24 protein-coding genes are annotated in these 26,517 nt (G+C 63.4%); 14 read left to right on the forward strand and 10 right to left on the reverse strand.

Features of this window, described 5'->3' with window-relative positions:
* Positions 1-61 precede the first annotated feature (61 nt).
* From ribBA to nrdR, 4 genes are read right to left on the reverse strand one after another with little or no spacing between them, the layout of a single operon-like run.
* Positions 62-1,153 (reverse strand): bifunctional 3,4-dihydroxy-2-butanone-4-phosphate synthase/GTP cyclohydrolase II, encoded by a 1,092-nt coding sequence (gene ribBA / locus LOY31_RS25760; protein ID WP_065259547.1) that lies wholly within the window; start codon positions 1,151-1,153, stop codon positions 62-64.
* Between the two features lie 16 nt (positions 1,154-1,169).
* Positions 1,170-1,847, reverse strand: coding sequence for a riboflavin synthase (locus tag LOY31_RS25765; protein WP_085609113.1), 678 nt, complete (start codon positions 1,845-1,847; stop codon positions 1,170-1,172).
* Positions 1,848-1,894: 47 nt separating this feature from the next.
* Positions 1,895-3,028, reverse strand: coding sequence for a bifunctional diaminohydroxyphosphoribosylaminopyrimidine deaminase/5-amino-6-(5-phosphoribosylamino)uracil reductase RibD (ribD, locus tag LOY31_RS25770; RefSeq protein WP_258712398.1), 1,134 nt, complete (start codon positions 3,026-3,028; stop codon positions 1,895-1,897).
* The gene (gene nrdR / locus LOY31_RS25775) at positions 3,025-3,489 is read right to left on the reverse strand and encodes a transcriptional regulator NrdR (protein WP_003228656.1); all 465 of its coding nucleotides are present in this window, start codon (positions 3,487-3,489) and stop codon (positions 3,025-3,027) included. The genes ribD and nrdR overlap by 4 nt, the downstream gene beginning before the upstream one ends.
* Positions 3,490-3,617: 128 nt before the next feature.
* Here nrdR and LOY31_RS25780 point away from each other — a divergent pair, with 128 nt between their 5' ends.
* From LOY31_RS25780 to trxA, 3 genes are read left to right on the forward strand one after another with little or no spacing between them, the layout of a single operon-like run.
* Positions 3,618-4,082: a YbaY family lipoprotein gene (locus tag LOY31_RS25780; RefSeq protein WP_085609144.1), complete on the forward strand. Its 465-nt coding sequence runs from the start codon at positions 3,618-3,620 to the stop codon at positions 4,080-4,082.
* The gene (locus LOY31_RS25785) at positions 4,079-4,735 is read left to right on the forward strand and encodes a methyltransferase (RefSeq protein ID WP_258712399.1); all 657 of its coding nucleotides are present in this window, start codon (positions 4,079-4,081) and stop codon (positions 4,733-4,735) included. Before LOY31_RS25780 ends, LOY31_RS25785 begins: the two co-directional genes overlap by 4 nt.
* A 39-nt stretch (positions 4,736-4,774) precedes the next feature.
* On the forward strand, positions 4,775-5,647 hold the full coding sequence (gene trxA / locus LOY31_RS25790) for a thioredoxin (RefSeq protein WP_007955581.1): 873 nt from the start codon (positions 4,775-4,777) through the stop codon (positions 5,645-5,647).
* Between the two features lie 4 nt (positions 5,648-5,651).
* Here the strand turns inward: trxA and LOY31_RS25795 are convergent, their stop codons facing one another.
* A complete protein-coding gene (locus LOY31_RS25795) occupies positions 5,652-6,011 on the reverse strand; it encodes a hypothetical protein (RefSeq protein ID WP_258712400.1) in 360 nt (119 codons plus the stop codon).
* Between the two features lie 135 nt (positions 6,012-6,146).
* Between LOY31_RS25795 and LOY31_RS25800 the strand changes: the two genes are divergently transcribed.
* From LOY31_RS25800 to LOY31_RS25820, 5 genes are all read left to right on the forward strand, one after another.
* On the forward strand, positions 6,147-6,740 hold the full coding sequence (locus LOY31_RS25800; protein WP_258712401.1) for a DUF2796 domain-containing protein: 594 nt from the start codon (positions 6,147-6,149) through the stop codon (positions 6,738-6,740).
* Positions 6,741-6,754: 14 nt separating this feature from the next.
* The gene (locus LOY31_RS25805; RefSeq protein ID WP_007955587.1) at positions 6,755-7,465 is read left to right on the forward strand and encodes an ABC transporter ATP-binding protein; all 711 of its coding nucleotides are present in this window, start codon (positions 6,755-6,757) and stop codon (positions 7,463-7,465) included.
* 1 nt (position 7,466) lies between these two features.
* On the forward strand, positions 7,467-8,732 hold the full coding sequence (locus tag LOY31_RS25810) for an ABC transporter permease (RefSeq protein WP_074691637.1): 1,266 nt from the start codon (positions 7,467-7,469) through the stop codon (positions 8,730-8,732).
* An 11-nt stretch (positions 8,733-8,743) separates the two neighbouring features.
* Complete coding sequence (locus LOY31_RS25815) at positions 8,744-9,262, forward strand: DUF3299 domain-containing protein (RefSeq protein ID WP_064384123.1); 519 nt, start codon at positions 8,744-8,746, stop codon at positions 9,260-9,262.
* Positions 9,263-9,484: 222 nt separating this feature from the next.
* Positions 9,485-10,183, forward strand: a complete 699-nt coding sequence (locus tag LOY31_RS25820) for an OmpW family protein (protein WP_007955593.1) — start codon at positions 9,485-9,487, stop codon at positions 10,181-10,183.
* 189 nt (positions 10,184-10,372) lie between these two features.
* On the opposite strand, the gene LOY31_RS25825 is transcribed toward LOY31_RS25820, so the two are convergent.
* Both LOY31_RS25825 and LOY31_RS25830 read right to left on the reverse strand, forming a co-directional pair.
* Entirely contained in the window at positions 10,373-11,302 is a 930-nt protein-coding gene (locus LOY31_RS25825; protein WP_258712402.1) for an NAD-dependent epimerase/dehydratase family protein, read from the reverse strand.
* The gene (locus tag LOY31_RS25830) at positions 11,295-12,179 is read right to left on the reverse strand and encodes an NAD(P)-dependent oxidoreductase (protein WP_258712403.1); all 885 of its coding nucleotides are present in this window, start codon (positions 12,177-12,179) and stop codon (positions 11,295-11,297) included. The genes LOY31_RS25825 and LOY31_RS25830 overlap by 8 nt, the downstream gene beginning before the upstream one ends.
* Positions 12,180-12,357: 178 nt before the next feature.
* Here LOY31_RS25830 and LOY31_RS25835 point away from each other — a divergent pair, with 178 nt between their 5' ends.
* Entirely contained in the window at positions 12,358-16,653 is a 4,296-nt protein-coding gene (locus LOY31_RS25835; RefSeq protein WP_258712405.1) for a DEAD/DEAH box helicase, read from the forward strand.
* A 151-nt stretch (positions 16,654-16,804) separates the two neighbouring features.
* Here the strand turns inward: LOY31_RS25835 and LOY31_RS25840 are convergent, their stop codons facing one another.
* Positions 16,805-18,910 carry a mechanosensitive ion channel family protein gene (locus LOY31_RS25840; protein WP_258712406.1) on the reverse strand — a complete coding sequence of 702 codons (2,106 nt, stop codon included), beginning with the start codon at positions 18,908-18,910 and terminating at the stop codon, positions 16,805-16,807.
* Between the two features lie 337 nt (positions 18,911-19,247).
* Here LOY31_RS25840 and LOY31_RS25845 point away from each other — a divergent pair, with 337 nt between their 5' ends.
* From LOY31_RS25845 to LOY31_RS25865, 5 genes are all read left to right on the forward strand, one after another.
* Complete coding sequence (locus LOY31_RS25845; protein ID WP_258712407.1) at positions 19,248-20,459, forward strand: MFS transporter; 1,212 nt, start codon at positions 19,248-19,250, stop codon at positions 20,457-20,459.
* A gap of 103 nt (positions 20,460-20,562) precedes the next feature.
* Positions 20,563-21,489 carry a DUF72 domain-containing protein gene (locus LOY31_RS25850; protein WP_258712408.1) on the forward strand — a complete coding sequence of 309 codons (927 nt, stop codon included), beginning with the start codon at positions 20,563-20,565 and terminating at the stop codon, positions 21,487-21,489.
* On the forward strand, positions 21,486-22,283 hold the full coding sequence (locus LOY31_RS25855; protein WP_258712409.1) for an endonuclease/exonuclease/phosphatase family protein: 798 nt from the start codon (positions 21,486-21,488) through the stop codon (positions 22,281-22,283). Before LOY31_RS25850 ends, LOY31_RS25855 begins: the two co-directional genes overlap by 4 nt.
* A complete protein-coding gene (gene clsB, locus LOY31_RS25860) occupies positions 22,280-23,566 on the forward strand; it encodes a cardiolipin synthase ClsB (protein ID WP_007955611.1) in 1,287 nt (428 codons plus the stop codon). Before LOY31_RS25855 ends, clsB begins: the two co-directional genes overlap by 4 nt.
* The gene (locus tag LOY31_RS25865; protein ID WP_258712410.1) at positions 23,563-24,564 is read left to right on the forward strand and encodes a lysylphosphatidylglycerol synthase domain-containing protein; all 1,002 of its coding nucleotides are present in this window, start codon (positions 23,563-23,565) and stop codon (positions 24,562-24,564) included. The genes clsB and LOY31_RS25865 overlap by 4 nt, the downstream gene beginning before the upstream one ends.
* On the opposite strand, the gene LOY31_RS25870 is transcribed toward LOY31_RS25865, so the two are convergent.
* Both LOY31_RS25870 and LOY31_RS25875 read right to left on the reverse strand, forming a co-directional pair.
* The gene (locus LOY31_RS25870; protein WP_007955615.1) at positions 24,552-25,310 is read right to left on the reverse strand and encodes a S9 family peptidase; all 759 of its coding nucleotides are present in this window, start codon (positions 25,308-25,310) and stop codon (positions 24,552-24,554) included. The genes LOY31_RS25865 and LOY31_RS25870 overlap by 13 nt on opposite strands.
* Positions 25,300-26,406 (reverse strand): DUF3182 family protein, encoded by a 1,107-nt coding sequence (locus LOY31_RS25875; RefSeq protein ID WP_258712411.1) that lies wholly within the window; start codon positions 26,404-26,406, stop codon positions 25,300-25,302. Before LOY31_RS25875 ends, LOY31_RS25870 begins: the two co-directional genes overlap by 11 nt.
* Positions 26,407-26,517 lie beyond the last annotated feature (111 nt).

The raw sequence follows: 26,517 nt of genomic DNA on the forward strand, positions 1-26,517 counted from the left end.
TCTGTTTCGCGTCCCTCAGTGATTTATTTGCCGCGAATTCGGAGCCGGAAACAACCGGTCATTATTCGGAGGGCACGTATTCTACAACTTCCAGATCGAAACCGGATATCGCATTGAACTTCATCGGCGCAGACATCAAGCGCATTTTGCGCACGCCGAGGTCACGCAGGATCTGCGAACCGGCACCGACGATGCTGTAGGTGGTCGGTTTTTTCACCGCCGCCTGATCGCCGGTTTCGCGGATGTGCGCCAGCAACACGTCGCCATCCAGCGGGTGACCGAGCAGCAACACCACCCCGCTGCCGGCCTCGGCAACCGCAGCCATGGCGGCGCGCAGGCTCCAGCGGCCCGGTTGCTTGACCATCAGCAGGTCGCGCAGCGGGTCCATGTTGTGCACGCGAACCAGGGTCGGCTCTTCGGCGCAAACGGTGCCCAGGGTCAGTGCCATGTGCACGTCGCCTTCCACGGAGTCACGATAGGTCACCAGGTTGAATTGGCCCAGTTCGCTGTCCAGCGGCTGCTCGGCAATCCGCTGAACGGTACGTTCGTGGATCATCCGGTAGTGAATCAGGTCGGCGATGGTGCCGATCTTGATGTTGTGTTCAGCCGCGAAGGCTTCCAGCTCGGCGCGACGGGACATGGTGCCGTCATCGTTCATCACTTCGCAGATCACGCCACTCGGCTCGAAACCGGCCATGCGCGCCAGGTCGCAGGCAGCTTCGGTGTGACCGGCGCGAGCCAGGGTGCCACCGGCCTGGGCCATCAGCGGGAAGATGTGGCCCGGGCTGACGATGTCTTCGGCTTTCGCGTCCTTCGCAGCGGCCGCTTGCACGGTGCGCGCGCGGTCAGCGGCGGAGATGCCGGTGGTCACGCCTTCGGCGGCTTCGATCGAGACGGTGAACTTGGTGCCGAAACCGGAACCGTTGCGTGGCGCCATCAGCGGCAGCTTCAGGGTTTCGCAGCGCTCGCGGCTCATCGGCATGCAGATCAGGCCACGGGCGTGCTTGGCCATGAAGTTGATGTGCTCGGCCTTGCAGCATTCGGCGGCCATGATCAGGTCGCCTTCGTTCTCGCGGTCTTCGTCATCCATGAGGATGACCATCTTGCCTTGGCGGATGTCTTCAACCAGTTCTTCGATGCTATTGAGCGCCACAAGGCACCCCCTTCAGTCAGGATTTGAGGTAGCCGTTGGCGGCCAGAAAGCTTTCAGTGATGCCACCGCCAGGCTTTTGTGAAGAGTCAGGCTCAGCGGCCCTGTCGCCCAGAAGCAGACGCTCCAGATAACGCGCCAGCAGGTCGACTTCCAGGTTCACCCGGCGACCTGGCTTGTAGGACGCCATGATGGTTTCGCTCAGGGTGTGCGGAATGATCGTCAGCAGGAATTCGGCGCCATCGACCGCGTTCACGGTCAGGCTGGTGCCGTCGACGGTGATCGAGCCTTTATGGGCGATGTACTTGGCCAGCTCCTTCGGCGCGCGGATGCGAAATTCCACGGCGCGGGCATTGTCGCTGCGCGAAACCACTTCGCCGACACCGTCGACGTGACCGCTGACCAGATGGCCACCGAGACGGGTGGTCGGGGTCAGGGCTTTTTCCAGGTTGACCGGGCTGCCGCTTTTCAGGTCATTCATGGCGGTGCAGTCGAGGGTTTCGCGACTGACGTCGGCGGCGAAGCCGTTGCCCGGCAGTTCAACCGCGGTCAGGCACACGCCGTTGACTGCAATGCTGTCGCCGAGTTTGACGTCGCTCAGGTCGAGCTTGCCGGTTTCGACATGCACCCGCACATCACCGCCCTTTGGGGTCAGTGCGCGGATACTGCCGATGGATTCGATGATGCCGGTAAACATGGGGTTCTCCTTGAGAACGAAGCCAGCGCTAACGCGATGGCCGGGAATTATACGCTCGCCGATGGGACAGGGATTGCAGTGACTCGCCAGTCATCGCCAACCGCGCGAATTTCAGTGATTTTCAGCTCCGGCGCATCCTTCATATAGGCCAGCGGCCAGTCCAGAAGCGGACGCGCCGTGGAGCCGAGGAACTTGCCGGCAATGAAGATCACGAACTCGTCGACCAGACCGAGCTGGGCAAACGCGCCGGCCAGTCGCGGACCGGCCTCGACCAGCACTTCGTTGACGCCACGGTTGGCCAGTTCGATCAGCAACTGGTGCAGATCGACCTGACCGTCATCGCCCGGCACGATCAGGCATTCCGGACCGTGGGCGTACTGTTCTTCGATGGCCACGCAGGTGGCGACGAGCGCGGGGCCGGCCTTGAAGAACGGCGCATCCAGCGGCACCCGCAGACGCCCGTCGATCAGCACCCGCAGCGGCGGACGGCTCAGGGCCAGCGCGGTTTGTTCGGCATCCAGTCCCAGCTCATCGCCGCGAACGGTCAGGCGTGCGCCATCGGCCAGCACTGTATCGGCGCCAGTCAGCACGACGCTGGCCTGAGCGCGCAAACGCTGCACCGCCGAACGCGCGGCAGGGCCGGTGATCCATTGGCTCTCGCCGCTTTCCATCGCCGTGCGGCCGTCGAGGCTCATGGCCAACTTGACCCGCACGAACGGCAAGCCGTGTTCCATGCGCTTCAGAAAACCTTGATTGAGCTTGCGCGCCTCAGCTTCCAGCACGCCGCTTTCGGTGGCGATGCCGGCATCGCTCAAGCGCTGCAGACCGCGTCCGGCGACTTGTGGATTCGGATCACGCATCGCCGCGACCACCCGACCGACACCGGCATTCACCAGCGCATCGGCGCACGGCGGTGTGCGGCCGTGGTGGCTGCAAGGTTCGAGGGTCACGTAAGCCGTGGCGCCCCGGGCCAGTTCACCGGCGGCGCGCAGGGCGTGGACTTCGGCGTGGGGTTCGCCGGCGCGTTCGTGCCAGCCTTCGCCGACAATCTGCCCGTCGCGCACGATCACGCAGCCGACCCGTGGATTGGGGTGCGTCGTGTAATGCCCCTTGCGCGCCAGCTCCAGGGCCCGAGCCATGAAGTGGGCGTCGAGAATGGCCTGCTCGGCGGCGGTGGTCATTCTTTCACCGGTTCGCGGGCGAGGCGGTCGATCTCTTCGCGGAACTCGTTGAGGTCCTGAAAGCGGCGGTACACGGAAGCGAAACGGATGTAGGCGACTTCATCGAGCTTTTGCAGCTCGGCCATCACCAGTTCGCCGACCACGAGAGACTTGACCTCGCGCTCGCCGGTGGCGCGCAGCTTGTGTTTGATATGGACCAGCGAGGATTCGAGGCGCTCGACGCTCACCGGACGTTTCTCCAGGGCGCGTTGCATGCCGGCGCGGAGTTTTTCTTCGTCGAACGGTTGGCGGCTGCCGTCGGTTTTGATCAGGCGCGGCAACACCAGTTCGGCCGTCTCGAACGTCGTGAAACGCTCGCCGCAGGCCAGGCATTCACGCCGGCGGCGCACCTGTTCGCCCTCGGCGACCAGACGCGAGTCGATGACCTTGGTGTCGTTGGCACCGCAGAAGGGACAGTGCATGGTGGCTGGCAACAAAAAAAGGGAGGGCCATGGTAGCGCATCCCGGTGGCAAGACAAGCCATAGGCTTTGCGGTATACAGACTGCCATGATCGTTTGATCCATGGATTTCATTTTGCTGGAGCCGCCAATGTCCCTACGACCGCTCGTTTTGCTCAGTGTTTTCAGCCTGCTGGTGGCCTGTGGCAGCGATGCGCCCAAGCCTCAGCCGCCCACGCCGGGCCCGGCGCCGCAACAGGCGCAGAAAAAAGCCCGCGAAGCCGCCGACCTCGGCCCGCTGCCGGCCTATCAGCGCGAACTGAGCGGCACCCTGCAAGGCGTGCCGGCCGGTGCCGAAGTCGAACTGGCACTGCTGGTGATCGACGCAAAAGACCGCCCGCAACAATTGCTCGCCAGTTCCAGCCTGATCGGCAACAACCAGATTCTGCCGTTTCACCTGCGCTTCAACCCCGAATCCTTCCCGGTGGGCGCGCGGGTTGAACTGCGCGGCCGCGCCAGCCAGTCCGGCCAGTTGATCCTGCACCTGCCGTCGCAGACCATCACTCAGCCGACCACCCAGGCATTGGGCCAGCTGCAATTTGTCAAAGCGCCATGAATGCACCGTTAGACCTGCAACAGTCGCTGGGCGAATTGCTCGGCGACGCTCGACTGAAAGCCTGTGCGTTGCCGGACACCGATTTGCGGCTGTGGCTGATCGACGGCGACAACATGGCGCGCGAATTCAGCCAGGAAGAAACCCAACGAATCCTGCATGAACCGCCGTACTGGAGTTTCTGCTGGGCCAGCGGTCTGGCGGTGGCGCGCTATCTGGCGGAGTTTCCCGAGTGGGTTCGAGGCAAGCGGGTGCTGGATTTCGGCGCCGGTTCCGGGATCGCTGGCATCGCGGCGGTGAAAGCCGGAGCGCTGGAAGTGGTGGCCTGCGACCTCGACCCGCTGGCGATTGCCGCCTGTCGGGCGAATGCCGAACTCAATGATGTGCAGATGAGCTATTCCACGGACTTCTTCGCCGAAGCGGATCGCTTCGATCTGATCCTGGTGGCCGACGTTCTGTACGACCGGGAAAACCTGCCGCTGCTCGACGCCTTCCTGAGCCGTGGCCGCGAAGCGCTGGTGGCGGATTCGCGGGTTCGGGATTTCCGTCATCCGCTGTACCGGCGCATCGAAATGCTTGAAGCCATGACCCTGCCGGATCTGGCCGAGCCCGAAGAGTTTCGCCATGTCAGCCTCTACCATGCGGCCCGCGCCTGACCGTATAGTTGCCCCATTCACGCTTTTACGAGATACCCCATGAGTCAGCAAACGCCGTACATCTTCGACGCCACGACGGCCGACTTCGACCAGTCGGTGATCGAGGCTTCCTTTCAAAAACCGGTGCTGGTGGATTTCTGGGCCGAATGGTGTGCGCCGTGCAAGGCGCTGATGCCGATGCTGCAAGGGATCGCCGAGAGCTATCAGGGCGAGTTGCTGCTGGCCAAGGTCAATTGCGATATCGAGCAGGACATCGTCGCCCGCTTCGGCATCCGCAGCCTGCCGACCGTGGTGCTGTTCAAGGACGGTCAACCGGTGGACGGCTTTGCAGGTGCGCAACCGGAATCCGCCGTGCGCGCCCTGCTCGAACCGCATGTACAGATGCCGGCGCCGTCCGCCGCCGATCCGTTCGAACAGGCTCAGGCACTGTTTGACGAAGGCCGTTACGCCGACGCTGAAGCGACACTGGTTACACTGCTGGGCGAAGACAACACCAACGCCAAGGCGTTGATCCTCTACGCTCGCTGCCTGACCGAACGCGGTGAGCTGGGCGAAGCGCAAACCGTGCTCGACGCGGTCAAGAGCGACGAGCACAAGGCTGCACTGGCCGGTGCCAAGGCGCAGATCAAGTTCCTTGGTCTGGCCCGCGACCTGCCGGACGCCGCCGACCTGAAGAGCCGTCTGGCGCAAAACCCGCAGGACGACGAAGCGGTGTATCAACTGGCGATCCAGCAACTGGCCCGTCAGCAATACGAAGCGGCGCTGGACGCACTGCTCAAGCTGTTCATCCGCAACCGCAGCTACGGCGAAGGCCTGCCGCACAAGACCTTGCTGCAAGTGTTCGAACTGCTGGGCAACGATCACCCGCTGGTGACCGCTTACCGGCGCAAGGTGTTTGCGGCGCTGTACTAAGCGCCTACTCGACCCAGCTGTAGAGCGGCGTGTCCCCGCCGCTCAGCACTTTCACATCGGATGAATGACGCAGGCGCACCAGCAGGCGCTTGCCCGCCGCCGCGCTGCCGGTCAGCCCTTCGAGCTGATCCAGCAATTCCGGCCCGCTGAGCTGTCCGGCCTTGCGCAACAGATCCCTGGCGACCTGCCACAACGCGTCATCCTGATTCACCGGTTTCGCCACAGGCGCCGCCGCTGCTGCTTGCGGCTGGGCCGTCTGCACCTGCACGCCAAACTGCGCACCGAGCCGCGCCCAGTCGCTTTCATCCAGTTCCAGGGTCAAATCCACCGGCAATTCGCCGACGGTTCCGCGTATCCGCAACATAAGCTTCGCTCCCGCACATTTCTGACCTGCATGCTCCCATGGGACTTGTGTAACGCCAAGCGGGCGGGCAAACTCTGCGCACTTTCGTTATAAGATTACATAACAAACTCTTCACTTTACTTCCCGGAGACCGCCATGCGTCGTCTGCTGCTCGCTTTGCCGTTTGCCCTGTTGCCGCTGGCCATCGCCCATGCCGCCGATGAGCATGATCACGACCATGAGCACGGCAGCCTCGGTGCCCACGAACATGGCGTTGGTCGCCTGAACGCCGCACTCGACGGCCAGACCCTGGAGCTGGAACTGGAAAGCCCGGCGATGAACCTCGTGGGTTTTGAGCACGTCGCCACCAGCGATGCCGACAAGGCCAAGGTCGCAGCCGCTCGCGCGCAACTCGAGAAACCGCTGGCGCTGTTCAGCCTACCGGCCGCCGCCGGTTGCAAAGTCACCAGCCAGGAACTGGAAAGCCCGCTGTTCGGCGGCAAGCCGGATGCCGACGACCATGACGAAGAGGAAGCCGGCAAGGACGGTCACGAGCATCATCACGACCACAGCGAAATCCACGCCCACTACCAGTTCAGCTGCGCGGCGCCGGGTGCGTTGAAAACCCTGGATCTGGCGAACCTGTTCAATACCTTCCCGGCCACCCAGAAAATTCAGGTACAACTGATCAGCCCGAGCGGCCAGCAAGGCACGGAAGTGACGGCCAAGGCCGCCGCCCTGAAGTTCTGACACGAAACGGCGCCATGACCCAAGCACTCATCGAACTGTCCGACCTGGGCTTCAACTGGCCCGGTCACCCGCCGCTGCTGGACATCCCGGCGTTTCGTCTGGAAGCCGGCGAAACCCTGTTCCTCAAGGGCCCCAGCGGCAGCGGCAAGACCACCCTGCTCGGCCTGCTCGGCGGGGTGCAGAAACCCGGTCGCGGCAGCATTCGCCTGCTCGGCCAGGAACTGACCGAACTGGGTGCCGGCGCCCGTGATCGCTTTCGCGTCGATCACACCGGCTACATTTTCCAGCAGTTCAACCTGCTGCCGTTTCTCTCGGTGCGCGAGAACGTCGAGCTGCCGTGCCACTTTTCGAAGCTGCGTGCAGAACGTGCGAAGCAACGCCACGGCAGCGTCGATCAGGCCGCCGCCACCCTGCTCGCCCACCTGGGTCTGAAGGACGAAAGCATCCTGAGTCGCCGCGCCGATTCGCTGTCGATCGGTCAGCAACAGCGGGTCGCCGCTGCTCGCGCGTTGATCGGGCAACCGGAACTGGTGATCGCCGACGAACCGACCTCGGCGCTGGATTACGACGCCCGGGAAAACTTCATTCGCCTGCTGTTCGCCGAGTGCCGCGAAGCCGGCTCGAGCCTGTTGTTCGTCAGCCACGACCAGAGTCTGGCGCCGCTGTTCGACCGTCACCTGTCCCTGGCCGAACTCAATCGCGCCGCCACGTCTGCCGAGGTCTGAGATGTATCTGTTCCGTCTGGCCATGGCCAGCCTCGCCAATCGGCGTTTCACTGCCCTGCTCACCGCTTTCGCCATCGCGCTTTCTGTCTGCCTGCTGCTGGCGGTGGAGCGGGTGCGCACCGAAGCCAAGGCCAGTTTCGCCAGCACCATCAGCGGCACCGACCTGATCGTCGGCGCCCGTTCCGGTTCGGTGAACCTGTTGCTGTACTCGGTATTCCGCATAGGCAACGCCACCAACAACATTCGCTGGGACAGCTTCGAACACTTCGCCAGCAACCCGAAGGTGAAGTGGGCGATTCCGATGTCCCTCGGCGACTCCCATCGCGGCTACCGGGTGATGGGCACCACCGAAGCCTATTTCGAGCATTACCAGTACGGTCGCCAGCAGCATCTCGAACTGGCCGACGGCCGCGCCTTCGCCACCGATCCGTTCGAAGTGGTGCTCGGTGCCGAAGTGGCCGAGGCGCTGCATTACAAGCTCGGCGACAAACTGGTGCTGGCCCACGGCGTGGCGGCGATCAGTCTGGTCAAGCACGATGACAAACCGTTCACCGTGGTCGGGATTCTCAAGCGCACCGGCACCCCGGTGGACCGCACGCTGCACATCAGCCTCGGCGGCATGGAGGCGATCCACATCGACTGGCACAACGGTGTGCCGGCCCGTGGCAACGGACGGATCAGCGCCGATCAGGCGCGCAACATGGACCTGACGCCGCAAGCGATCACCGCGTTCATGCTTGGCCTCAACAGCAAGATTTCCACCTTCGCGCTGCAACGGGAGATCAACGAATTCCGTGGCGAGCCGATGCTGGCGATCCTGCCGGGCGTGGCCTTGCAGGAGTTGTGGAGCCTGATGAGCACCGCTGAAAAAGCGTTGTTCGTGGTCTCGCTGTTCGTGGTGCTGACCGGGTTGATCGGCATGCTCACGGCGATTCTCACCAGCCTCAACGAACGCCGCCGCGAGATGGCGATCCTGCGTTCGGTGGGCGCGCGGCCTTGGCATATCGCAAGTCTTTTGGTGCTGGAAGCCTTTGCTCTGGCGCTGACCGGGGTGATCGCCGGGCTGGCGTTGCTGTACCTCGGCATCGCCGCTGCTCAGGGTTATGTGCAGGCCAATTACGGGCTGTATCTGCCGCTGGCCTGGCCAAGCGAGTATGAATGGACGCTGCTCGGTGGCATTCTGGCTGCCGCGCTGCTGATGGGCAGCGTACCGGCCTGGCGCGCGTATCGCCAATCATTGGCCGATGGCCTGTCGATCCGTTTATGAGGATGTTCACCATGCCCCGCGCCGTGCTTGCGCTGCTGTTGCTGGTCGCCCTGCCCGTGTGGGCGGCGGCGCCGAAAGATCTGACCTGGTCGGAGATGATCCCGCCGGACGCGGCGCCGGAAGTGCCGAACATGACGCCGCTGCACGACCTGTCGAAGATGAGCGATGCGCTGTCCGCCGAATCGGCGCCGGCAGCCAAGCAGGACATGCCCAACGCCCCCGTGGTGCAAAGCCTCGATGGCCAGAACATTCGTCTGCCGGGTTACATCGTGCCGCTGGAAGTCAGCGAAGAAGGTCGCACCACGGACTTCCTGCTGGTGCCGTACTTCGGCGCCTGCATCCACGTGCCGCCACCGCCGTCGAACCAGATCGTGCACGTGAAAAGCGAACTCGGCGTGAAGCTCGACGAGCTGTATCAGCCGTACTGGGTCGAGGGGCCATTGCAGGTCAAGCAGTCCACCAGCGAACTGGCCGATGCCGGGTATCAGATGGAAGCGGACAAGATTTACGTCTACGAACTGCCGGAGTAACTCCGGTAATTCTGTACTGTTTGGCCCATTGTCTTCGCGAGCAAGCTCGCTCCCACAGTTGACCGAGCTCTAATGTGGGAGCGAGCTTGCTCGCGAAGGGGCCGGCAAAGGTTCCACAAATAAACCCGCCATCACTGTTTCATTGAGCTGAGTCAAAAGACCGTATCAGACGGATTCGTACCATAGGACATCAAACATTTTTAACGTCCTTTGGGAGCTTCCATGAACAAGTCCTTGCTCAGCGCCTCGCTGTTTGCCCTCGCGCTCGCAGCCCCGCTCGCCCACGCCCACGAAGCCGGCGACATCATCGTTCGTGCCGGTGCGATCACCGTCAACCCGAAGGCCGACAGCTCCAGCGTCAAGGTCGATCAGGGTCCGTTGAGCGGCACCAACCTGGGCGGCAAGGCGACCATGAGCAGCGACACCCAACTGGGTCTGAACTTCGCTTACATGCTGACCAACAACATCGGTATCGAGCTGTTGGCCGCGTCCCCGTTCGAACATGACGTGAAGCTCAAAGGCACTGCCCTGCCAGCCGCCAACGGCAAGCTCGGCACTCTGAAACACTTGCCGCCGACTCTGAGCGTCGTCTACTACCCGCTGGACGCCAAATCGGCCTTCCAGCCGTACATCGGCGGCGGCATCAACTACACCTGGATCTACGACGAGCACGTCGGCAGCGAAGCCCAGTCCAACGGCTTCAGCAACTTCAAGGCGAAAAACTCCTGGGGCCTGGCCTGGCAGGTCGGCGCCGACTATATGCTGACCGACAACATCATGCTCAACGCCCAGGTGCGCTACATCGACATCGATACCCGCGCCACCGTCGAGAACAACGCCGTGGCTCCGGGCACTCGCGCAAAAGTGAATGTCGACGTCGATCCATTTGTGTACATGGTCGGTCTGGGCTACAAGTTCTAAGCAGCAATCAAAGAACGTTCACGTGGTGGTGAATGAGGCTTGGTGGCGGGCAGGCTCAGAACTGACGGCGATGTTACGCCATCGACCGGGGAGCAAGCTCCCTCGCTACAGGAAACCGGTTTAAAAACCGAATTCCGGCCGTGAAAAAGGCGCCTGTCAAAAGGCGCCTTTTTCATGTCTGCGAAAAGCTCAGCGGCCGAGCAAACGGGCCAGGCCGACGTTCATCGGCGTTGGCGTCGGGCACTTGAATCGCTCAAGCAACCGACTGTTGTTCGCCCGCGAATGGCGGATGTCACCGGAACGCGCCGGGCCGTAGCTGACGGGCGGCAACTCGCCGACCACCGCTTCGAGCGCGGCCAGCATCTGCTTGAGGTTGGTCGCCTGATTCCAGCCGACGTTCACCGCACCGATGTCCACTTGCGGCTTTTCGATCGCCTGCACCAGCACATCGACCAGATCTTCGACGTACATGAAATCCCGGGTCTGCTCGCCATCGCCGAACACGGTGATCGGCAGGCCTTTCTGCGCGCGTTCGCTGAAGATGCTGATCACACCGGAGTACGGCGAGGACGGATCCTGACGCGGGCCGAAGATGTTGAAGAAACGGAAGATCGCCGGTTCCAGACCGTGCTGGCGGCGATAGAAATCGAAGTACTGCTCGCCGGCCAGTTTGTCCGACGCATAAGGCGTCAACGGCGCCTTGGGCGTGTCTTCGTCAATCGACTCGCCTTCGCCATTGTTGCCGTAGACGGCTGCGCTGGAGGCATACAGCACACGTTTCACGCCGGCCTCGCGCATGGCTTCGCAGACGTTCAGCGTGCCGATGAAATTGCTCTGGTGAGTCTTTACCGGATCGTCCACCGACGCCTGCACCGACGCCACGGCGGCCAAGTGCGCGACCGCGCTGCAACCCTGCATCGCTTGCGCGACCAGAGCGGCATCGGCCACATCGCCGACGATCAACTCGACCCTGGGATTGTCCAGCGGCAGATTGCTGCGCTTGCCGGTCGACAGATCATCGAGGATCCGCACCGAATGGCCGTTGGCGAGCAACGCGTCAGTCAGGTGCGAGCCGATGAAACCGGCGCCGCCGGTGATTAAAACAGGGCCGTCAGCCATGGCGATAAAACCTATCCAGTAAGCCCGGGAGCGCGGCACGCCAGGCGCGCGGCTTGATCCCGAAGGTGTGCAGAATTTTCTTGCAGGCGAGCACCGCGTGTTGCGGTTCTTCAGCGGCATCCGGCCGCGCGGCGTGGGCCTGGGCGGTCGGCGCTTCGATGGCCAGCGGGTGCAGACTGCGCGCCTCGGAGAGAATCGCCTGGCCCAGCGCCAGCGGCGTGGTCGCCTCGTGGCCGGCGTAGTGGTAAGTGCCCCACAGCGGCGCAGCGCAATCGAGTTGCTTGAGCACCGAGATGATCACCCGCGCTGCATCGTCGACCGGGGTCGGATTGCCGCGACGGTCGTCGGCCAGCAGCAATTCTTCCGGCTGTTCGGCACGGGCCAGGAAGCGCCCGAGGGTGCCTTCCGGGCTGTCGTCGAGCAGCCAGCCGAAACGCAGCAGCACGTGTTGCGGACAGGTGGCGCGTACGCTCTGCTCGATCCGCCACAGGGCCTGACCGCGCAGGCCCAACGGCACCGGTTCGTCCTTTTCGCTGTAGGCGGTGGCGCGGGAGCCGTCGAACACCCGATAACTGGACGGCTGCACCAGCACGATGTTGTGGTGCTGGCACAGTTCGGCCAGGCGCTCGATGGCGCGTTCCTGCCCGGCCAGACGGCTCTCGCTGACGGCCTCGGCCTGGAACCAGTCGAAATAGTAGGCAAGGTTGATCAACGCATCGGGACGGGTGTCGTCGAGCAATTGGGTCAGGCTCGCGGCATCCCAGCCGTCTTCGGGCGGGCGGGGGGCGAGGAAACCGATGTCTTCCTCTGCACCGAGGCGAATCAGCGCCTGCCCAAGGGCATTTCCGCCGCCCAGTAACATAAGGCGCATTCGCATAGAGTCAGCAGGCCCAGTCTGATTGGAACGATGGCTTTGGCGACGATGCTCGTGGCAGCGTCGTCGATAATTGCCGGAATCGTTGCATTTTGCGGGTTTAGTGCGCAACCGTCACCCGTAAAGTGTAGATCCCGAGCGGTACTTGCAACTTCGCCCGCCCACCCGCATAACTGAAGCCATGAATCTGCCCCTCCCCAAGGACGCGGCCCTGGCAGGCTTCCACCCCGCCGTCAGCGCCTGGTTCAGCAGCACATTCCCGACGGTGACCGCCGCCCAGGCCCGCGCATGGCCGTTGATCCGCCAGCGCCGCTCGACGCTGATCGCCGCGCCCACCGGCTCCGGCAAGACCCTCACCGCATTCCTCGCGGTGCTCGACGATCTGGTCCACCGTGGCCTGGAAACCCCGGACGGTTTGCCGGACGAAACCCTGGTGGTCTACGTTTCGCCGCTCAAGGCGCTGTCCAACGACATCCGCATCAATCTGCAGAACCCGCTAGCCGGGATTACCGACCAGTTGCGCCAAATGGATCTGCCGGCGCTGGAAATCACCACCGCCGTGCGCACCGGCGACACCCCGCAAAAAGACCGCGCCGCCATGCGCAAGAGCGCGCCGCACATTCTGGTGACTACTCCGGAATCGCTCTACGTGCTGCTTGGCTCTGAATCCGGCCGCAAAATGCTCGGCACCACGCGCACGGTGATCGTCGATGAAATCCACGCCATCGCCGCCGGTAAACGCGGCAGCCACCTGGCCTTGAGCCTCGAACGCTTGCAGGCGCTGTGTCCTGAACCGCTGACCCGCATCGGCCTGTCCGCCACGCAAAAACCGATCGATGCGGTCGCACGATTTCTGGTCGGCCATGAGCGCCACTGCGAAATCATCGACATCGGCCACGCGCGCCCACGGGATCTGGGCATCGAAGTGCCGCCGGTGCCGTTGTCGGCGGTGATGGCCAATGACGTTTGGGAATTGGTCTACGACCGCCTCGCCACCCTGGCCCGGGAACACCGCACCACGCTGATTTTCGTCAACACCCGACGTCTAGCCGAACGCCTGAGCCGGCACCTGAGCGAACGCCTCGGCAAACACGCGGTGGCGGCGCACCACGGCAGTCTGGCCAAGGAGTTTCGCCTCGACGCCGAGCAGCGGCTCAAGCGTGGCGAACTGCAAGTGCTGATCGCCACCGCGTCGCTGGAACTGGGGATCGACATCGGCGAAGTCGACCTCGTCTGCCAGATCACCTCGCCACGTTCGATCGCCGGTTTTCTGCAACGGGTCGGCCGTTCCGGGCACCAGGTCGGCGGCACGCCCAAGGGGCGCCTGTTCGCCACCACTCGCGACGACCTGATCGAATGCGCCGCCCTGCTCGACTGCGTGCGCCGGGGTGAACTCGATACGCTGCACATCCCCGAAGCGCCGCTGGATGTGCTGGCGCAGCAGATCATCGCCGAGGTCAGTTGCCAGGAATGGGCCGAGGACGATTTGCTCGCGCTGTTCCGCCGGGCCGAACCCTACGCCCGCCTCGACGAAAAACATTATCAGGCGCTGCTGAGCATGCTCGCCGAGGGTTACAACGGCCGCCAGGGCATCCGCAGCGCCTACCTGCACCGCGACGCCGTGAGCCGAACCCTGCGCGGACGACGCGGCGCCCGGCTGACCGCCGTCACCAGCGGCGGCACCATCCCCGACAACGCCGACTACAGCGTATTGCTCGAACCTCAGGGCCTGAACATCGGCAGCGTCAACGAAGACTTCGCCGTGGAAAGCATTGCCGGCGACGTGTTCCAGCTCGGCAACGCCTCCTATCGCATCCTGCGGGTGGAAACCGGCAAGGTGCGGGTCGAAGATGCCCACGGCCAGCCGCCGACCATCCCGTTCTGGCTCGGCGAAGCACCGGGACGCAGCGATGAGTTGTCGGCGGCCGTGGCGCGCCTGCACGCGCAACTCGATCAATTGCTCAGCGCCAGCCCCGGCAACCTGCAACCGGCCATCGACTGGCTGACCGACACCCTCGGCCTGAACCCGACCAGCGCCGAACAGCTGGTGGATTACCTGGCCCGCGCCCGCCTCGCCCTCGGCGCCTTGCCGTCGCGCGACACGCTGCTGATGGAGCGGTTTTTCGACGAGTCCGGCGGCACCCAACTGATCATTCATTCGCCGTTCGGCAGCCGGATCAACCGCGCCTGGGGCCTGGCCCTGCGCAAGCGTTTCTGCCGCACCTTCAACTTCGAATTGCAGGCCGCCGCCAGCGAAGACGCGATCGTGCTGTCGCTGTCCACCAGCCACAGTTTCGAACTCGACGAGGTCTGGCGTTACCTGCACAGCAACAGCGCCGAGCACATCCTGATTCAAGCGGTGCTGGATGCGCCGCTGTTCGGTGTGCGCTGGCGCTGGAATGCCGGCGTGGCGCTGGCCCTGCCGCGTTACACGGGCGGGCGCAAGGTCGCGCCGCAATTGCAGCGGATGAAAAGCGAAGACCTGATCGCCAGCGTGTTTCCCGATCAGATCGCCTGCCTGGAAAACCTCGCCGGTGAACGGGAAGTCCCCGAGCATCCGCTGGTGGAACAGACCCTCGACGACTGCCTGCACGAGGCGATGGACAGCGAAGGCTGGCTGCAACTGCTGCGGCGCATGGAGCGCGGCGACGTGCGCCTGATCGCCCGTGACCTTCCGGCGCCCTCGCCGCTGGCGGCGGAAATCCTCAGCGCCCGCCCCTACACCTTTCTCGACGATGCGCCGCTTGAAGAGCGGCGCACCCAGGCCGTGCTCAACCGCCGCTGGAGCGATCCGCAATCCACTGATGACCTCGGCGCGCTGGACGCCGATGCGATCGACGCCGTGCGCGAAGAAGCGTGGCCGACACCGAACAGCGCCGATGAAATGCACGAAGCGCTGATGAGCCTGGCCTGCATCAGCGACCGCGAAGTCGCGGCCAATCCGCAGTGGCGCGACTGGCTGAATGCTCTGGCCGAAACCGGGCGAGCCTGCCGATTGCAGATCGATCCCGAGCACTCACTGTGGCTGGCGAGGGAACGCCTGACCTGTCTGCAAGCGCTTTATCCACAGGCGCATTCTGAACTGGCCGCGTTGCCCGGTTTCGACGAAGCATGGACCGCCGATGAGGCACTGATCGAAGTGATCCGCGCGCGGCTCGGCGCATTCGGTCCGCAACCGCTGGTGGCGATTGCCGAACCGCTGGCCCTGATGCCGGCCGCTGTTCATCAAGCCCTCGCTCATCTGGAGCGTGAAGGTTATGTACTGCGCGGCCAGTTCACGCCGGGGTCGACTGTTGAGGAATGGTGCGAGCGGCATCTGCTGGCGCGCATTCATCGCTACACGGTCAAGCGTCTGCGCCGGGAAATCGAGCCGGTGGCGTTGCAGGAATTCATGCGGTTTCTGTTCGACTGGCAGCACTTGTCCCCGTCCACACGGGGTCAGGGCAGCACTGTGTTGCCGGCGATTGTCGGTCAGTTCGAAGGCTATCCGGCTGCCGCTTCGGCATGGGACAGCGACCTCCTTCCCGCGCGGCTCAAGGACTATTCACCGAGCTGGCTGGACGATCTGTGCCGCAGCGGGAAACTGGTGTGGACGCGACTCAGCGCCCGGCAAAACATCAGCGGCACGGCATTGCGCAGCACGCCGATCGTGTTGTTGCCGCGCAGTCAGGTTGGCTTGTGGAGTGCACTGGCCGAGCAGACGCCGGTCAGTGAACTGTCGCCCAAGACCCGCAAGGTTTTCGACGCACTGAGCCAGCACGGCGCGTTGTTTTTCGATGAGCTGATTCATGAAGCGCACCTGCTGCGCACCGAGCTGGAAATCGCCTTGCAGGAACTGGTCGGCGCCGGTCTGGTGAATGCCGACAGTTTCGCCGGCCTGCGGGCGCTGATCACCCCGGCTAGCAAGCGCCAGCAGCGCAGCATTCGACGCGGGCGAGGGGCGTTTGTCGGTGGCATGGACGATGCTGGACGCTGGGCGTTATTGCGTCGCGGGCCGGTTGCGGAAAACCGTCAAACAGCGTCGCCCGAAACGCTTGAACACGTCGCCATGACCTTGTTGCGTCGCTATGGCGTGGTGTTCTGGCGCCTGCTGGAACGTGAGGCTGATTGGCTGCCGAGCTGGCGCGAACTGCTGCGCACATTCCATCGGCTGGAAGCCCGGGGCGAGATTCGTGGCGGGCGATTTGTCAGCGGTCTGGCGGGCGAGCAATTCGCCCTGCCCGAGGCGATTCCGCTGTTGCGCGAAGTCCGCCGTCGCCCCCATGACGGCAGCCTGATTGCGGTGTGCGGCGTCGATCCGCTGAACCTCGCCGGCACCTTGTTGCCGGGGGCGAAAGTGCCGGCGCTGGCGAGCAATCGGCTGGTGTATCGCGACGGCCTGCCGGTCGCTGCCGAGGTCGCGGGCAAGCAGCAATTCTGGGTGGAACTGGATCAGGTTTCCATGGAGCAGGTGCGCAGCAAACTGATCCGGCATTGATGTAAACCGGTCTGGCCTCTTCGTCGGATCGCCGCCCGGACCAAGCCCGCTCCCACAGGGTTCTTTGTGATGCCGAAATAGCAGGCACCGCCCAATTACTGTGGGAGCGGGCTTGCCCGCGAAAGGGCCGGCACATGCACTACAAGAACGCCTATTGAGTCGGCGATTGCTCCGGCAACACTACCGACGAATGCACCGGCGCCACCTCTTCTTCCTGGCGTTTGGGCAGCAAAACCTGCTGTGGATAAGTCTGGGCGAAATGCACCCACGGGCTGTTATCCACAAGCTTTTTCAAACGCTGGTTGAACGCGCGGCTCACCGCATATTGCCCGCCCGACACTGTGCGAAATTGCGCGGTCAGCACCACGCCGTTCAGGTCCATCTTGTCTACGCCAAATACATCCAGCGGCCCTTGCAGGTTGTACTTGAGGAACGGGTCTTCGCGAATCGAATCCCCCGCCTCGCGGATCAGCTCAATGGCCTTGTCGACATCGGTGTCGTAGGTGACCTGCACCGAGAAAAACGCGAACGCAAACTGCCGCGATTGGTTGGTCACCGCCTTGATCTGGCCGAACGGCACCGAGTGCACGAAGCCCTTGCCATCGCGCAGGCGCAAGGTGCGAATGGTCAGGCCTTCGACCGTGCCGGCGTGCCCGGAATCGAGCACCACCCAATCGCCGATCGACAGGGTGTCTTCGATGATGATGAACAGCCCGGTGATCACGTCCTGCACCAGTTGCTGCGAGCCGAAACCGATGGCCAGGCCGACCACCCCGGCACCGGCCAGCAGCGGCGCGACGTTGATCCCCAGATTGGCCATGGTGGTGATCGCACAGATCACCACCAGGATGATTTTGATCGCGTTGCGCAGCAGCGGCAGGATGGTTTTCACCCGGGTGCTGGGCTGGCGCGCCGAGCGTTTGCTGACCGGCGGTTTTAGTGCTTCCTGAATCGCCGTGTCGAGCACCACCCACAGCAGCCATGTCACGAGGAAGATCAGGCCGATGCTGCTCAGGGCATTGCTGATCGCCCGGCCGACCGTGCTGCTTTGCGCAAAGTCGAGCAGCGACACGCCCCATATCCGCCCGAGGATATCGATGAATGCAATTGCGATGACGATCCGCAGCAACGCATGCAACAGGCTGAGGAAACGCTCCTTGTAGGCACTGCTGCGCTGGATTGCCTCGGCCTTGCGCGACTTGAACAGGTGTTGCAGCACGGTGCTGAGAAACACCGTGCCGATCAGCAGCACGGTGGTGAACAGCGCACAGCGCAGGGCCTTTTGATTGTCCTCGCCGATGCCGATCAGATTGACCGCCGAGACCAGCACCATCAGCACGATCGGCCAGTACCAGAGCCCGGAAAAAATCCGCAGCGACTCCTGCAACGACGGCTGTTTCAGACGCTGGACCAGCGGGCGATTGCGGATCAGGTGCGCCACCGGCCGACGCAGGCGAATCACCAGCAGACCGAAGATGATCGAGGCCAGCAGACCGGTGAACACCGCGATGCTGCTGGTGATGTTGCCGCCCAGTTGCCGGGCGATCTGCGGGCTGGTCAGGGCATCGCTGAGGGCGGCGAGAAAGCCGATCAGGAACAGCGGTTTCGGGCAGTAGTCGCGGATGATCTGCACCGCACGGCGCTTGTGGCCGACGTTAAACATCACCACCACGCACAACAGCATCGACGTGGAAAATATCCCGCTGCTGGTGGCGTAGGCAAAACACAGCGCCAGCGCGCGACCGACCGAGGCCGACAGAAAATGGCTGACGTACAGGGTCAACGGCAGGCAGATCAGCGCGGGCAGCGTGTAGGGCAACAGGTAACCGAGCAGGTCCTGACTGCGTTGGCGGGTGCGCAGCCAGCGCCCTTCCCGCAGACGTTTGCCCAGCACGCTGCCGAGCACCGTCAACACGGCAAACGTGCCCAGCCACACGCCGGAGAGCATCAGGAAATCCCCCGCCACGCTCCAGCCGGAGCGGTTCGAGGGTTGGTTGACCAGCCTGTCGACTTCATCCGCCGCCCGGTCGGCGCGCAGGCGCCAGGCGTCGACCAGATGCTCGTTGAGATCGAGTTTGTCCTGCACGTCGTCGATGCTGGAACTGATGGCGCCGAGCAGTCCGCCCTGCACGATCGGTTCCGGCTCGGCCGGCTCTTCACTGGCCGCCGGAACGCCCGGCAGGCTGGCGGCTTGTACTGCATTGCCGCCGAACAACAGCAATGCCCCCAATAGAATCGCGATCCTGAACCTGGTCAAAACGCAGAGCTCCCTTGGTTGAACCTGTAAGGAACTGATCGGTTTTGGCCCGGCAAGTTCGGTTTTTGCGGTTGATCGTTCCCAAGCTCCACTCCCCTCGTTGATCGTTCCCACGCTCCGCGTGGGAATGCAGCCAGAGACGCTCCGCGTCTCGAAGAGCGGACGCAGAGCGTCCACGGAGGCATTCCCACGCAGAGCGTGGGAACGATCACCTTACGATCAGCGTTAGGGCTGATATTTGCGTCGCACGCAAATATCAAATGCCCATCCCCGTATTTTTCCACCCCCGCCAAACCCCGACACTGCGCTCCATTCAATCCTCAACCGGAGTGCCGTCATGCCCATTGCCCTGCTCGCGCTGACCCTCAGCGCTTTCGCCATCGGGACGACCGAGTTCGTCATCGTTGGCCTGCTTCCCACCATCGGCGCCGATCTCGGCGTCAGCCTGCCGTCCGCCGGTCTGCTGGTCAGTCTGTATGCCCTCGGCGTAGCCATCGGTGCGCCGGTGCTGACCGCCCTCACCGGCAAAGTCCCGCGCAAACTGTTGCTGCTGTCGCTGATGGTGCTGTTCACCCTCGGCAACCTGCTGGCCTGGCTGGCGCCGAGTTATGAATCACTGGTGCTGGCGCGGATCGTCACGGGTCTGGCCCATGGCGTGTTCTTCTCTATCGGCTCGACCATCGCCACCAGCCTGGTGCCCAAGGAAAAAGCTGCGAGTGCGATTGCGATCATGTTCACCGGCCTGACCGTGGCGCTGGTCACCGGCGTGCCGCTGGGCACGTTCATCGGTCAGCATTTCGGCTGGCGTGAAACCTTCCTCGCCGTTTCGGCGCTGGGTGTCATCGCGTTCATCGGCAGTTTGTTGTACGTGCCGAAAAACATCGCCCACAGCAAACCCGCGTCGCTGTTACAGCAATTGCAGGTGCTCAAGCAACCGCGCCTGCTGCTGGTGTACGCCATGACGGCCATCGGTTACGGCGGCTCGTTCATCGCCTTCACGTTCCTGGCGCCGATCCTTCAGGACATCTCCGGCTTCAGCGCCGGCACCGTCAGCCTGGTGTTGCTGGTGTACGGCGTGTCGGTGGCCGTCGGCAACATCTGGGGCGGCAAACTGGCGGACAAACGCGGGCCGATCAGCGCGCTGAAAATCATCTTCGCCCTGCTCGCCGCCGTGCTGTTCGTGCTCACCTTCACCGCCGGCAACCCATGGCTGGCGCTGGCCACCGTGCTGGTCTGGGGCGCAGTCGCCTTCGGCAATGTGCCGGGCTTGCAGGTGTATGTGGTGCGTCAGGCTGAACATCACACACCGCACGCCGTGGACGTGGCATCAGGCCTGAACATTGCCGCGTTCAACCTCGGGATTGCCGGCGGTGCGTGGGGTGGCGGTTTGATCGTCGAGCACATCGGCCTGATTCACACTGCATGGATCGGCGGCCTGGTAGTGCTGGTGGCATTGGCCCTGACGGCATGGAGCGGTCGCCTCGATCGCCTGGGCCCGGTGTACGCCGAACCCGCCGAAGGCTCGACCCGAATCGTCACCGGGCACTAATCCGGCGCAACCCGACCGTCCGTAATCCTGTCGAAACTTTCCCCAACCGCCCGCAGTCATCCACAGACAGAGGCCGTACGGGGACTTTCGACGGGAGGGCGGCATGGCAACGATTCATATCGGTATTTCAGGCTGGCGTTACGCCCCGTGGCGCGGGGACTTTTACCCCAAGGGGCTGGCGCAGAAACGCGAATTGCAGTTCGCCTCACGGGCGGTCAACAGCATCGAAATCAACGGATCGTTCTACGCCCTGCAACGGCCGGAACGCTACGCCCAGTGGTACGCCGAAACGCCGGATGACTTCGTGTTCAGCATCAAGGCGCCCCGCTTCATCACCCACATCCGCCGCCTGCGCGATATCGAAAAACCCCTGGCCAATTTCTTCGCCTCCGGGGTGCTGGAACTGAAGGAAAAATTCGGCCCGGTCCTCTGGCAATTTCCGCCCAACTTCACGTTCGACCCCGAGCGCTTCGAAGCCTTTCTCGATCAGTTGCCCCACGACACCCAGGCCGCCGCCGACCTCGCCCGCCAGCACGATTCACACCTGCACGGCCACGCGAGCCTGAAGGCCTACGGTAAAAAACCGCTGCGCCATGCCGTGGAAATCCGCAACGACAGTTTCATCGACCCCGACTTCGTGCGCTTGCTCAAACGCTACAACACCGCGCTGGTGATCGCCGACACCGCCGGGAAATGGCCGTACCGCGAAGACCTGACCAGCGATTTCGTCTACCTGCGCCTGCACGGTGCCGAAGAGCTCTACGCCAGCGGTTACACCCGTGCCGCGCTGCAACGCTGGGCCGAACGGATCGACGCCTGGCACCATGGCCGGCAACCGGGCGACGCCCATTTGATCGCGCCGCGCTTGAAGCCTCGTGCCCGTAAATCCCGCGAGGTTTTCTGCTACTTCGACAACGACATCAAGGTCCGCGCGCCGTTCGATGCCCGCAGCCTGTTGCAGCGATTCGATCTGGATAAGAACCTCGAAACCGCGCCCGGCGAACCGGCCGCCGAAGGGGTACTCGCATGAGCATTCCCGAGCCGGTCGGCTTCACCGACGAGCAGTCCACGGTCATCACCACGGTGCGCCGTTTCACCGTGCTGACGGTCAACACCCACAAGGGTTTCACCGCACTGAACCGGCGTTTCATCCTGCCGGAATTGCGCGAAGCGGTGCGCAGCGTGTCCGCCGATGTGGTGTTTCTTCAGGAAGTCCACGGCACCCACGAACACCATCCCAAACGCTACGAAAACTGGCCGACGATGCCGCAATACGAGTTTCTCGCCGACAGCCTTTGGCCGCAGTTCGCCTACGGGCGCAATGCGGTCTATCCGGACGGCGATCACGGCAATGCAGTGCTGTCGAAATTCCAGATCGTGCGCCATGACAATCTCGACGTTTCGATCAGCGGCCATGAAAACCGCGGCCTGTTGCACTGCGTGCTGCGCCTGCCGGGAGACGACCGTGAAGTACATGCGATCTGCGTCCATCTGGGCCTGCGCGAAAGCCATCGCAACGATCAACTGGGCTTGCTGCGAGAACGCCTTTCCGAGCTGCCCAGTGACGCGCCGGTGATCGTCGCCGGCGATTTCAACGACTGGCGCCAGCGCGCCGATGCCTTGCTTGAACCCTGTGGCCTGCGCGAAGTGTTTGCGGCGCATCACGGCAAACCGGCGCGCAGTTTTCCCGCGCGCCTGCCGCTGCTGCGCCTGGACCGGATCTACGTACGCAACCTCAAGGCCAGTCAGCCCAAAGTGCTGGCGAACCGTCCCTGGTCACACCTTTCCGACCACGCGCCGCTGTCGGTGGAGATAGAACTATGAGCAGTGCACCGTTGGAGAAATCCGCCGTGGAGCCGGTCAGCATCACCCCGCCCGTGCGCGAGCCTGGCACCGTCGATGTCGAGTATCGCTGGCAGGGCAACAACCGGCTCGAGCTGCTGGAAAACGGCGAGGAATATTTTCCCCGGGTGTTCGAAGCGATGCGCGCGGCGAAAAGCGAAATCCTGTTGGAGACCTTCATCGTCTTCGAAGACAAGGTCGGCAAGGAATTGCAGGAGATCCTGATCGATGCCGCCCGGCGTGGCGTACGCACCACCGTCAGCCTCGACGGCTTCGGTTGTGGCGAATTGAGCACCGGTTATCTGACCGCGTTGAGCGATGCCGGCGTGCATTTGCAAATCTTCGATCCGGCCCCGAAACGCTTGGGCATTCGCACCAACTGGTTCCGCCGCCTCCACCGCAAGATCGTGGTGGTCGACGGGTTGATTGCGTTCATCGGCGGGATCAATTTTTCCGGCGATCACCTGGCCGATTTCGGTCCCGAAGCGAAGCAGGATTATTCGGTGGAAGTTCAGGGCCCGGCCGTGGCCGACATCCATCATTTCGCCCTGCTGCAAAGCGGCCGACCGGGACGCGCACGGTTCTGGTGGCAACGGCGCCGGCAGCGTCGTGCCGAGATGGCGTTCGATGATCACGACGGCCAGGTGCGGCTGGTGTTTCGAGATAACGACCGGCACAACACCGACATCGAAGACGTTTATTTGCAGGTACTGCGCCGCGCCCAACGGCGGGTGGTGATCGCCAACGCCTACTTCTTTCCCGGCTATCGCCTGCTGCGCGAAATCCGCAACGCGGCCCGGCGCGGAGTCGAAGTGCGGCTGATTCTGCAGGGCCAGCCGGACATGCTGGTGGCCAAACTCGCCGCGCGCATGACCTACGACTACCTGCTCAAGGCCGGGGTGCAGATTCACGAATATTGCGAGCGGCCACTGCACGGCAAAGTGGCGCTGGTGGACGAGGAATGGAGCACCGTCGGTTCGAGCAATCTCGACCCGCTGAGCCTGTCGCTGAACCTGGAAGCCAACGTGCTGATCCGCGACCGCGCCTTCAATCGCCACTTGTTCGAGCGCCTCGAAGACCTCAGCCACAACCATTGCAAGGCGATGGACGCCGCGAAGTCGCCGCGCGGGCGAATCTGGCACATGACCGTGGGCTTTCTGGTGTTTCACTTCCTGCGGCATTTCCCGGCGATGGCCGGCTGGCTGCCGGCGCACAAGCCACGGCTCAAACCCTTCACCCACGCCGCCGGGAGCGATCCGTCATGAGCCATTCCGAAGCCCACGCGGCGGTGCATCCGGCACCGGCGGGCAAGTCCCGCTGGAGCCGCTGGAAGCGTCCGCTGACCCTGCTGTTTTTCCTCGCGCTGATCGTGCTGCTGACGATGTTCGCCAGCCGCATCGAATGGGCCGAGGTGCTGCAAACTCTCGCCGACTTCAAGGTGCGCACGCTGATCATTGCCTCCAGCCTGACCCTGCTGAGCTTTCTGGTGTACGCCAGTTTCGACCTGATCGGCCGCACCTACATTCGTCAGGATCTGACCTGGAAACAGATTCTGCCGGTGGGCGTCATCAGCTACGCCTTCAATCTCAACTTGAGCGCATGGGTCGGCGGGATCGCCATGCGCTATCGCCTGTATTCGCGGCTCGGGGTGAGCAAAAGCAACATCGCCAAGATCCTCGGCCTGAGCCTGGCGACCAACTGGTTCGGCTACATGACCATCGCCGGCGTGGTGTTCGCTAGCGGGCTGGTGCGGATGCCACCGGGCTGGAAAATCAGCAGCGGTGCGTTGCAGGGCATTGGCGTGTTGCTGCTGTTGGTCAGTGTCGGCTATCTGGTCGCCTGCCAGTTTTCCCGGCGGCGCGAGTGGTCGATTCGCGGGGTAGAAATCAACCTGCCGTCGCTGCGCATGGCGGTCCTGCAATTACTGCTCGGGGCGCTGAACTGGTCGCTGATGGCGGCGGTGATTTTCACCTTGCTGCCGAGCAAGCTCGACTACCCGCTGGTTCTCGGGGTGCTGTTGATCAGCGCGATTGCCGGTGTCATCACCCACATTCCCGCCGGGCTCGGCGTACTGGAAGCGGTGTTCGTGGCACTGCTGCAACACGAGGCTTCGCGCGGCAGTCTGGTGGCGGGGTTGCTGGCGTACCGGGCGATCTATTTCCTGCTGCCGCTGCTGATCACCGTGCTGATGTACCTGGTGGTGGAAGCCAAGGCCAAGGCGTTGCGGATCGAGAAGAAACCCAAATCTGATCAGCGCGACTGAATGATGCTCAACCGCTCGCCCACCACCATTTCGGTGATCCAGTCGACCAGGATCGAGGTGTAGGCCTGCTGCGAGGTCGGATCGCTCAGGGCATGGTCGGCGCCATCGATGATGCGGTGAGTCAGCGAGTGGGTCTGCTGGCACGCGGCGCGGTAACTCATGATCGTCGCGTGGGGCACGTAGTCATCGGTTTCCGATTGCACCAGCAGCACGTCCCCGGTGAATTGCGAGCAGGCGTGTAAGGCGCGGTTGCTGTCGGCGCGCACCAGGGTGCCGCGATAATCGCGCAGGTCGGCCTTGTCCAGATCTCGCTTGGGCGTGTGCCATTGCTCGTCGCGGTACAACGCCGGCACCCGCAGCGCCAGCCAACGCACCGGGCGCAGCGAGGTGAGGATCGAGGCGAGATATCCGCCATAGCTGGTGCCCACCACCGCAATGGCCGAGGTATCCAGCGCCGGATGAGCGAGCAGTCGGTCGTAAGCCGCCAGCAAGTCACGCAGGTTATCTTCGCGGGTCACCCGGCTCAGCGGAATGCCGGTGCCGCCGGTGTGCCCGCGCAGGTCGAACGTCAGGCACACACAACCCAGGCCGGCGATACCTTTGGCCCGTTCCAGATCCCGCTCCTGACTGCCGCCCCAGCCGTGCACGAACAACACGCCGGGGACTTTCGATTTGGGACTGAGGAACGTCCCGCTCATCTGTTCATCATCAATGTCGATTTGAATGCTTTCGCTTCTAGCCGTCATAGGATTTGACCGTTACATATTTGAGGAGAAAGTCGCTGTTCTCGGCCGGCCCGCGATACACCTCGATGGCATCCGCCGGCAGGGCCTGATCGATATAGGTTTCCACCGACGACACGCGGATCGCGCGCATCGAGGGATCGTTGACGAAACTTTGCAGCGCCGCCACTTCCGCGCTGCTGGCGCCGCCCATGCGCCAGGACTGTTCGAGCACGCCACTGCGCGGCCGGCCTTCGCTGTCCAGGCCCTGGGCGATGTCGTAATTGCGCCGCGAGGCATAAAAACGCGGATAGGCTTCGTCCGCCGCCCGGTCGAAGACCTGCGCCTGCTGGATCGCCAGACGCACGTCGTCGGGCAGATCCAGCGTCAGCAGATCCTCATAACCGCCCTGCACCACGAGCAGGTTCGAGCCGCCGTACACTTCCTCGCCGTGGGCATCTTTGGTCAAGTATTGATCACCGCAGTAACTCAGCACCCGGTCGCCGATGAACGACTGGCCAACGCTGTGGGTGACCACCTGACTCAAATCCTGCTCCAGCACCACGCCATCGCTGAACAGTTCTCCGGCCTCGGGTCGGGCGAGGATTTCGTCGAACGCATCCAGGCTCTTGATTACTTCCTGACCGCGCCCGGCGCAGGCGTGGATCGGCTTGATCCGGATCGGCCCGCTGTACAACAGATGTTCGGCGGCGGGCCGTGCATCCTCCAGCGCAAAGACGCTGAGCCCGTCCAGCACCACGGTGCGCACCCGCTCGGAAAACAGCGGCGACCAGCCTTGCGGCGCATGGGCCTGATGGCTGCGCAAACCGTGGCTGATGGCTTTGGTGCAGATGAAATCGTGCTCGACGAAACCGCCCCACAGATCATCCGGACCGCTCACGCCCAGTTCGCGGGCCGCCGCGCCGACGAGGGTCTGGGTCGGCAACAGATAAATATCCCGGCCGCGATGCTTTTCGGCGTCGTAACTGCCGCCGAACTTGAGGCCAAGGATCTGCGCCAGCCATCGCGCGAGGGCTTTGTTGGTCTGCACTTCATGTTGTGGCGCGCCGGGTCGAACCGAGTGGGCGACGACCACTTTCCTGCGGGATGTCGGGGTCATGCGTCCCCCTTCCAACGGCGGGTTGAATGTAGGTCAGAGGGTGCAGAGATCAGGCCAACCGGGGCTTGCCTGAAACGCCCTGCAAATCAGCCACTTGAAAAACCCGTGCTG

The sequence above is a fragment of the Pseudomonas sp. B21-021 genome (assembly GCF_024749205.1).
GTDB lineage: Bacteria > Pseudomonadota > Gammaproteobacteria > Pseudomonadales > Pseudomonadaceae > Aquipseudomonas > Aquipseudomonas paraglycinae.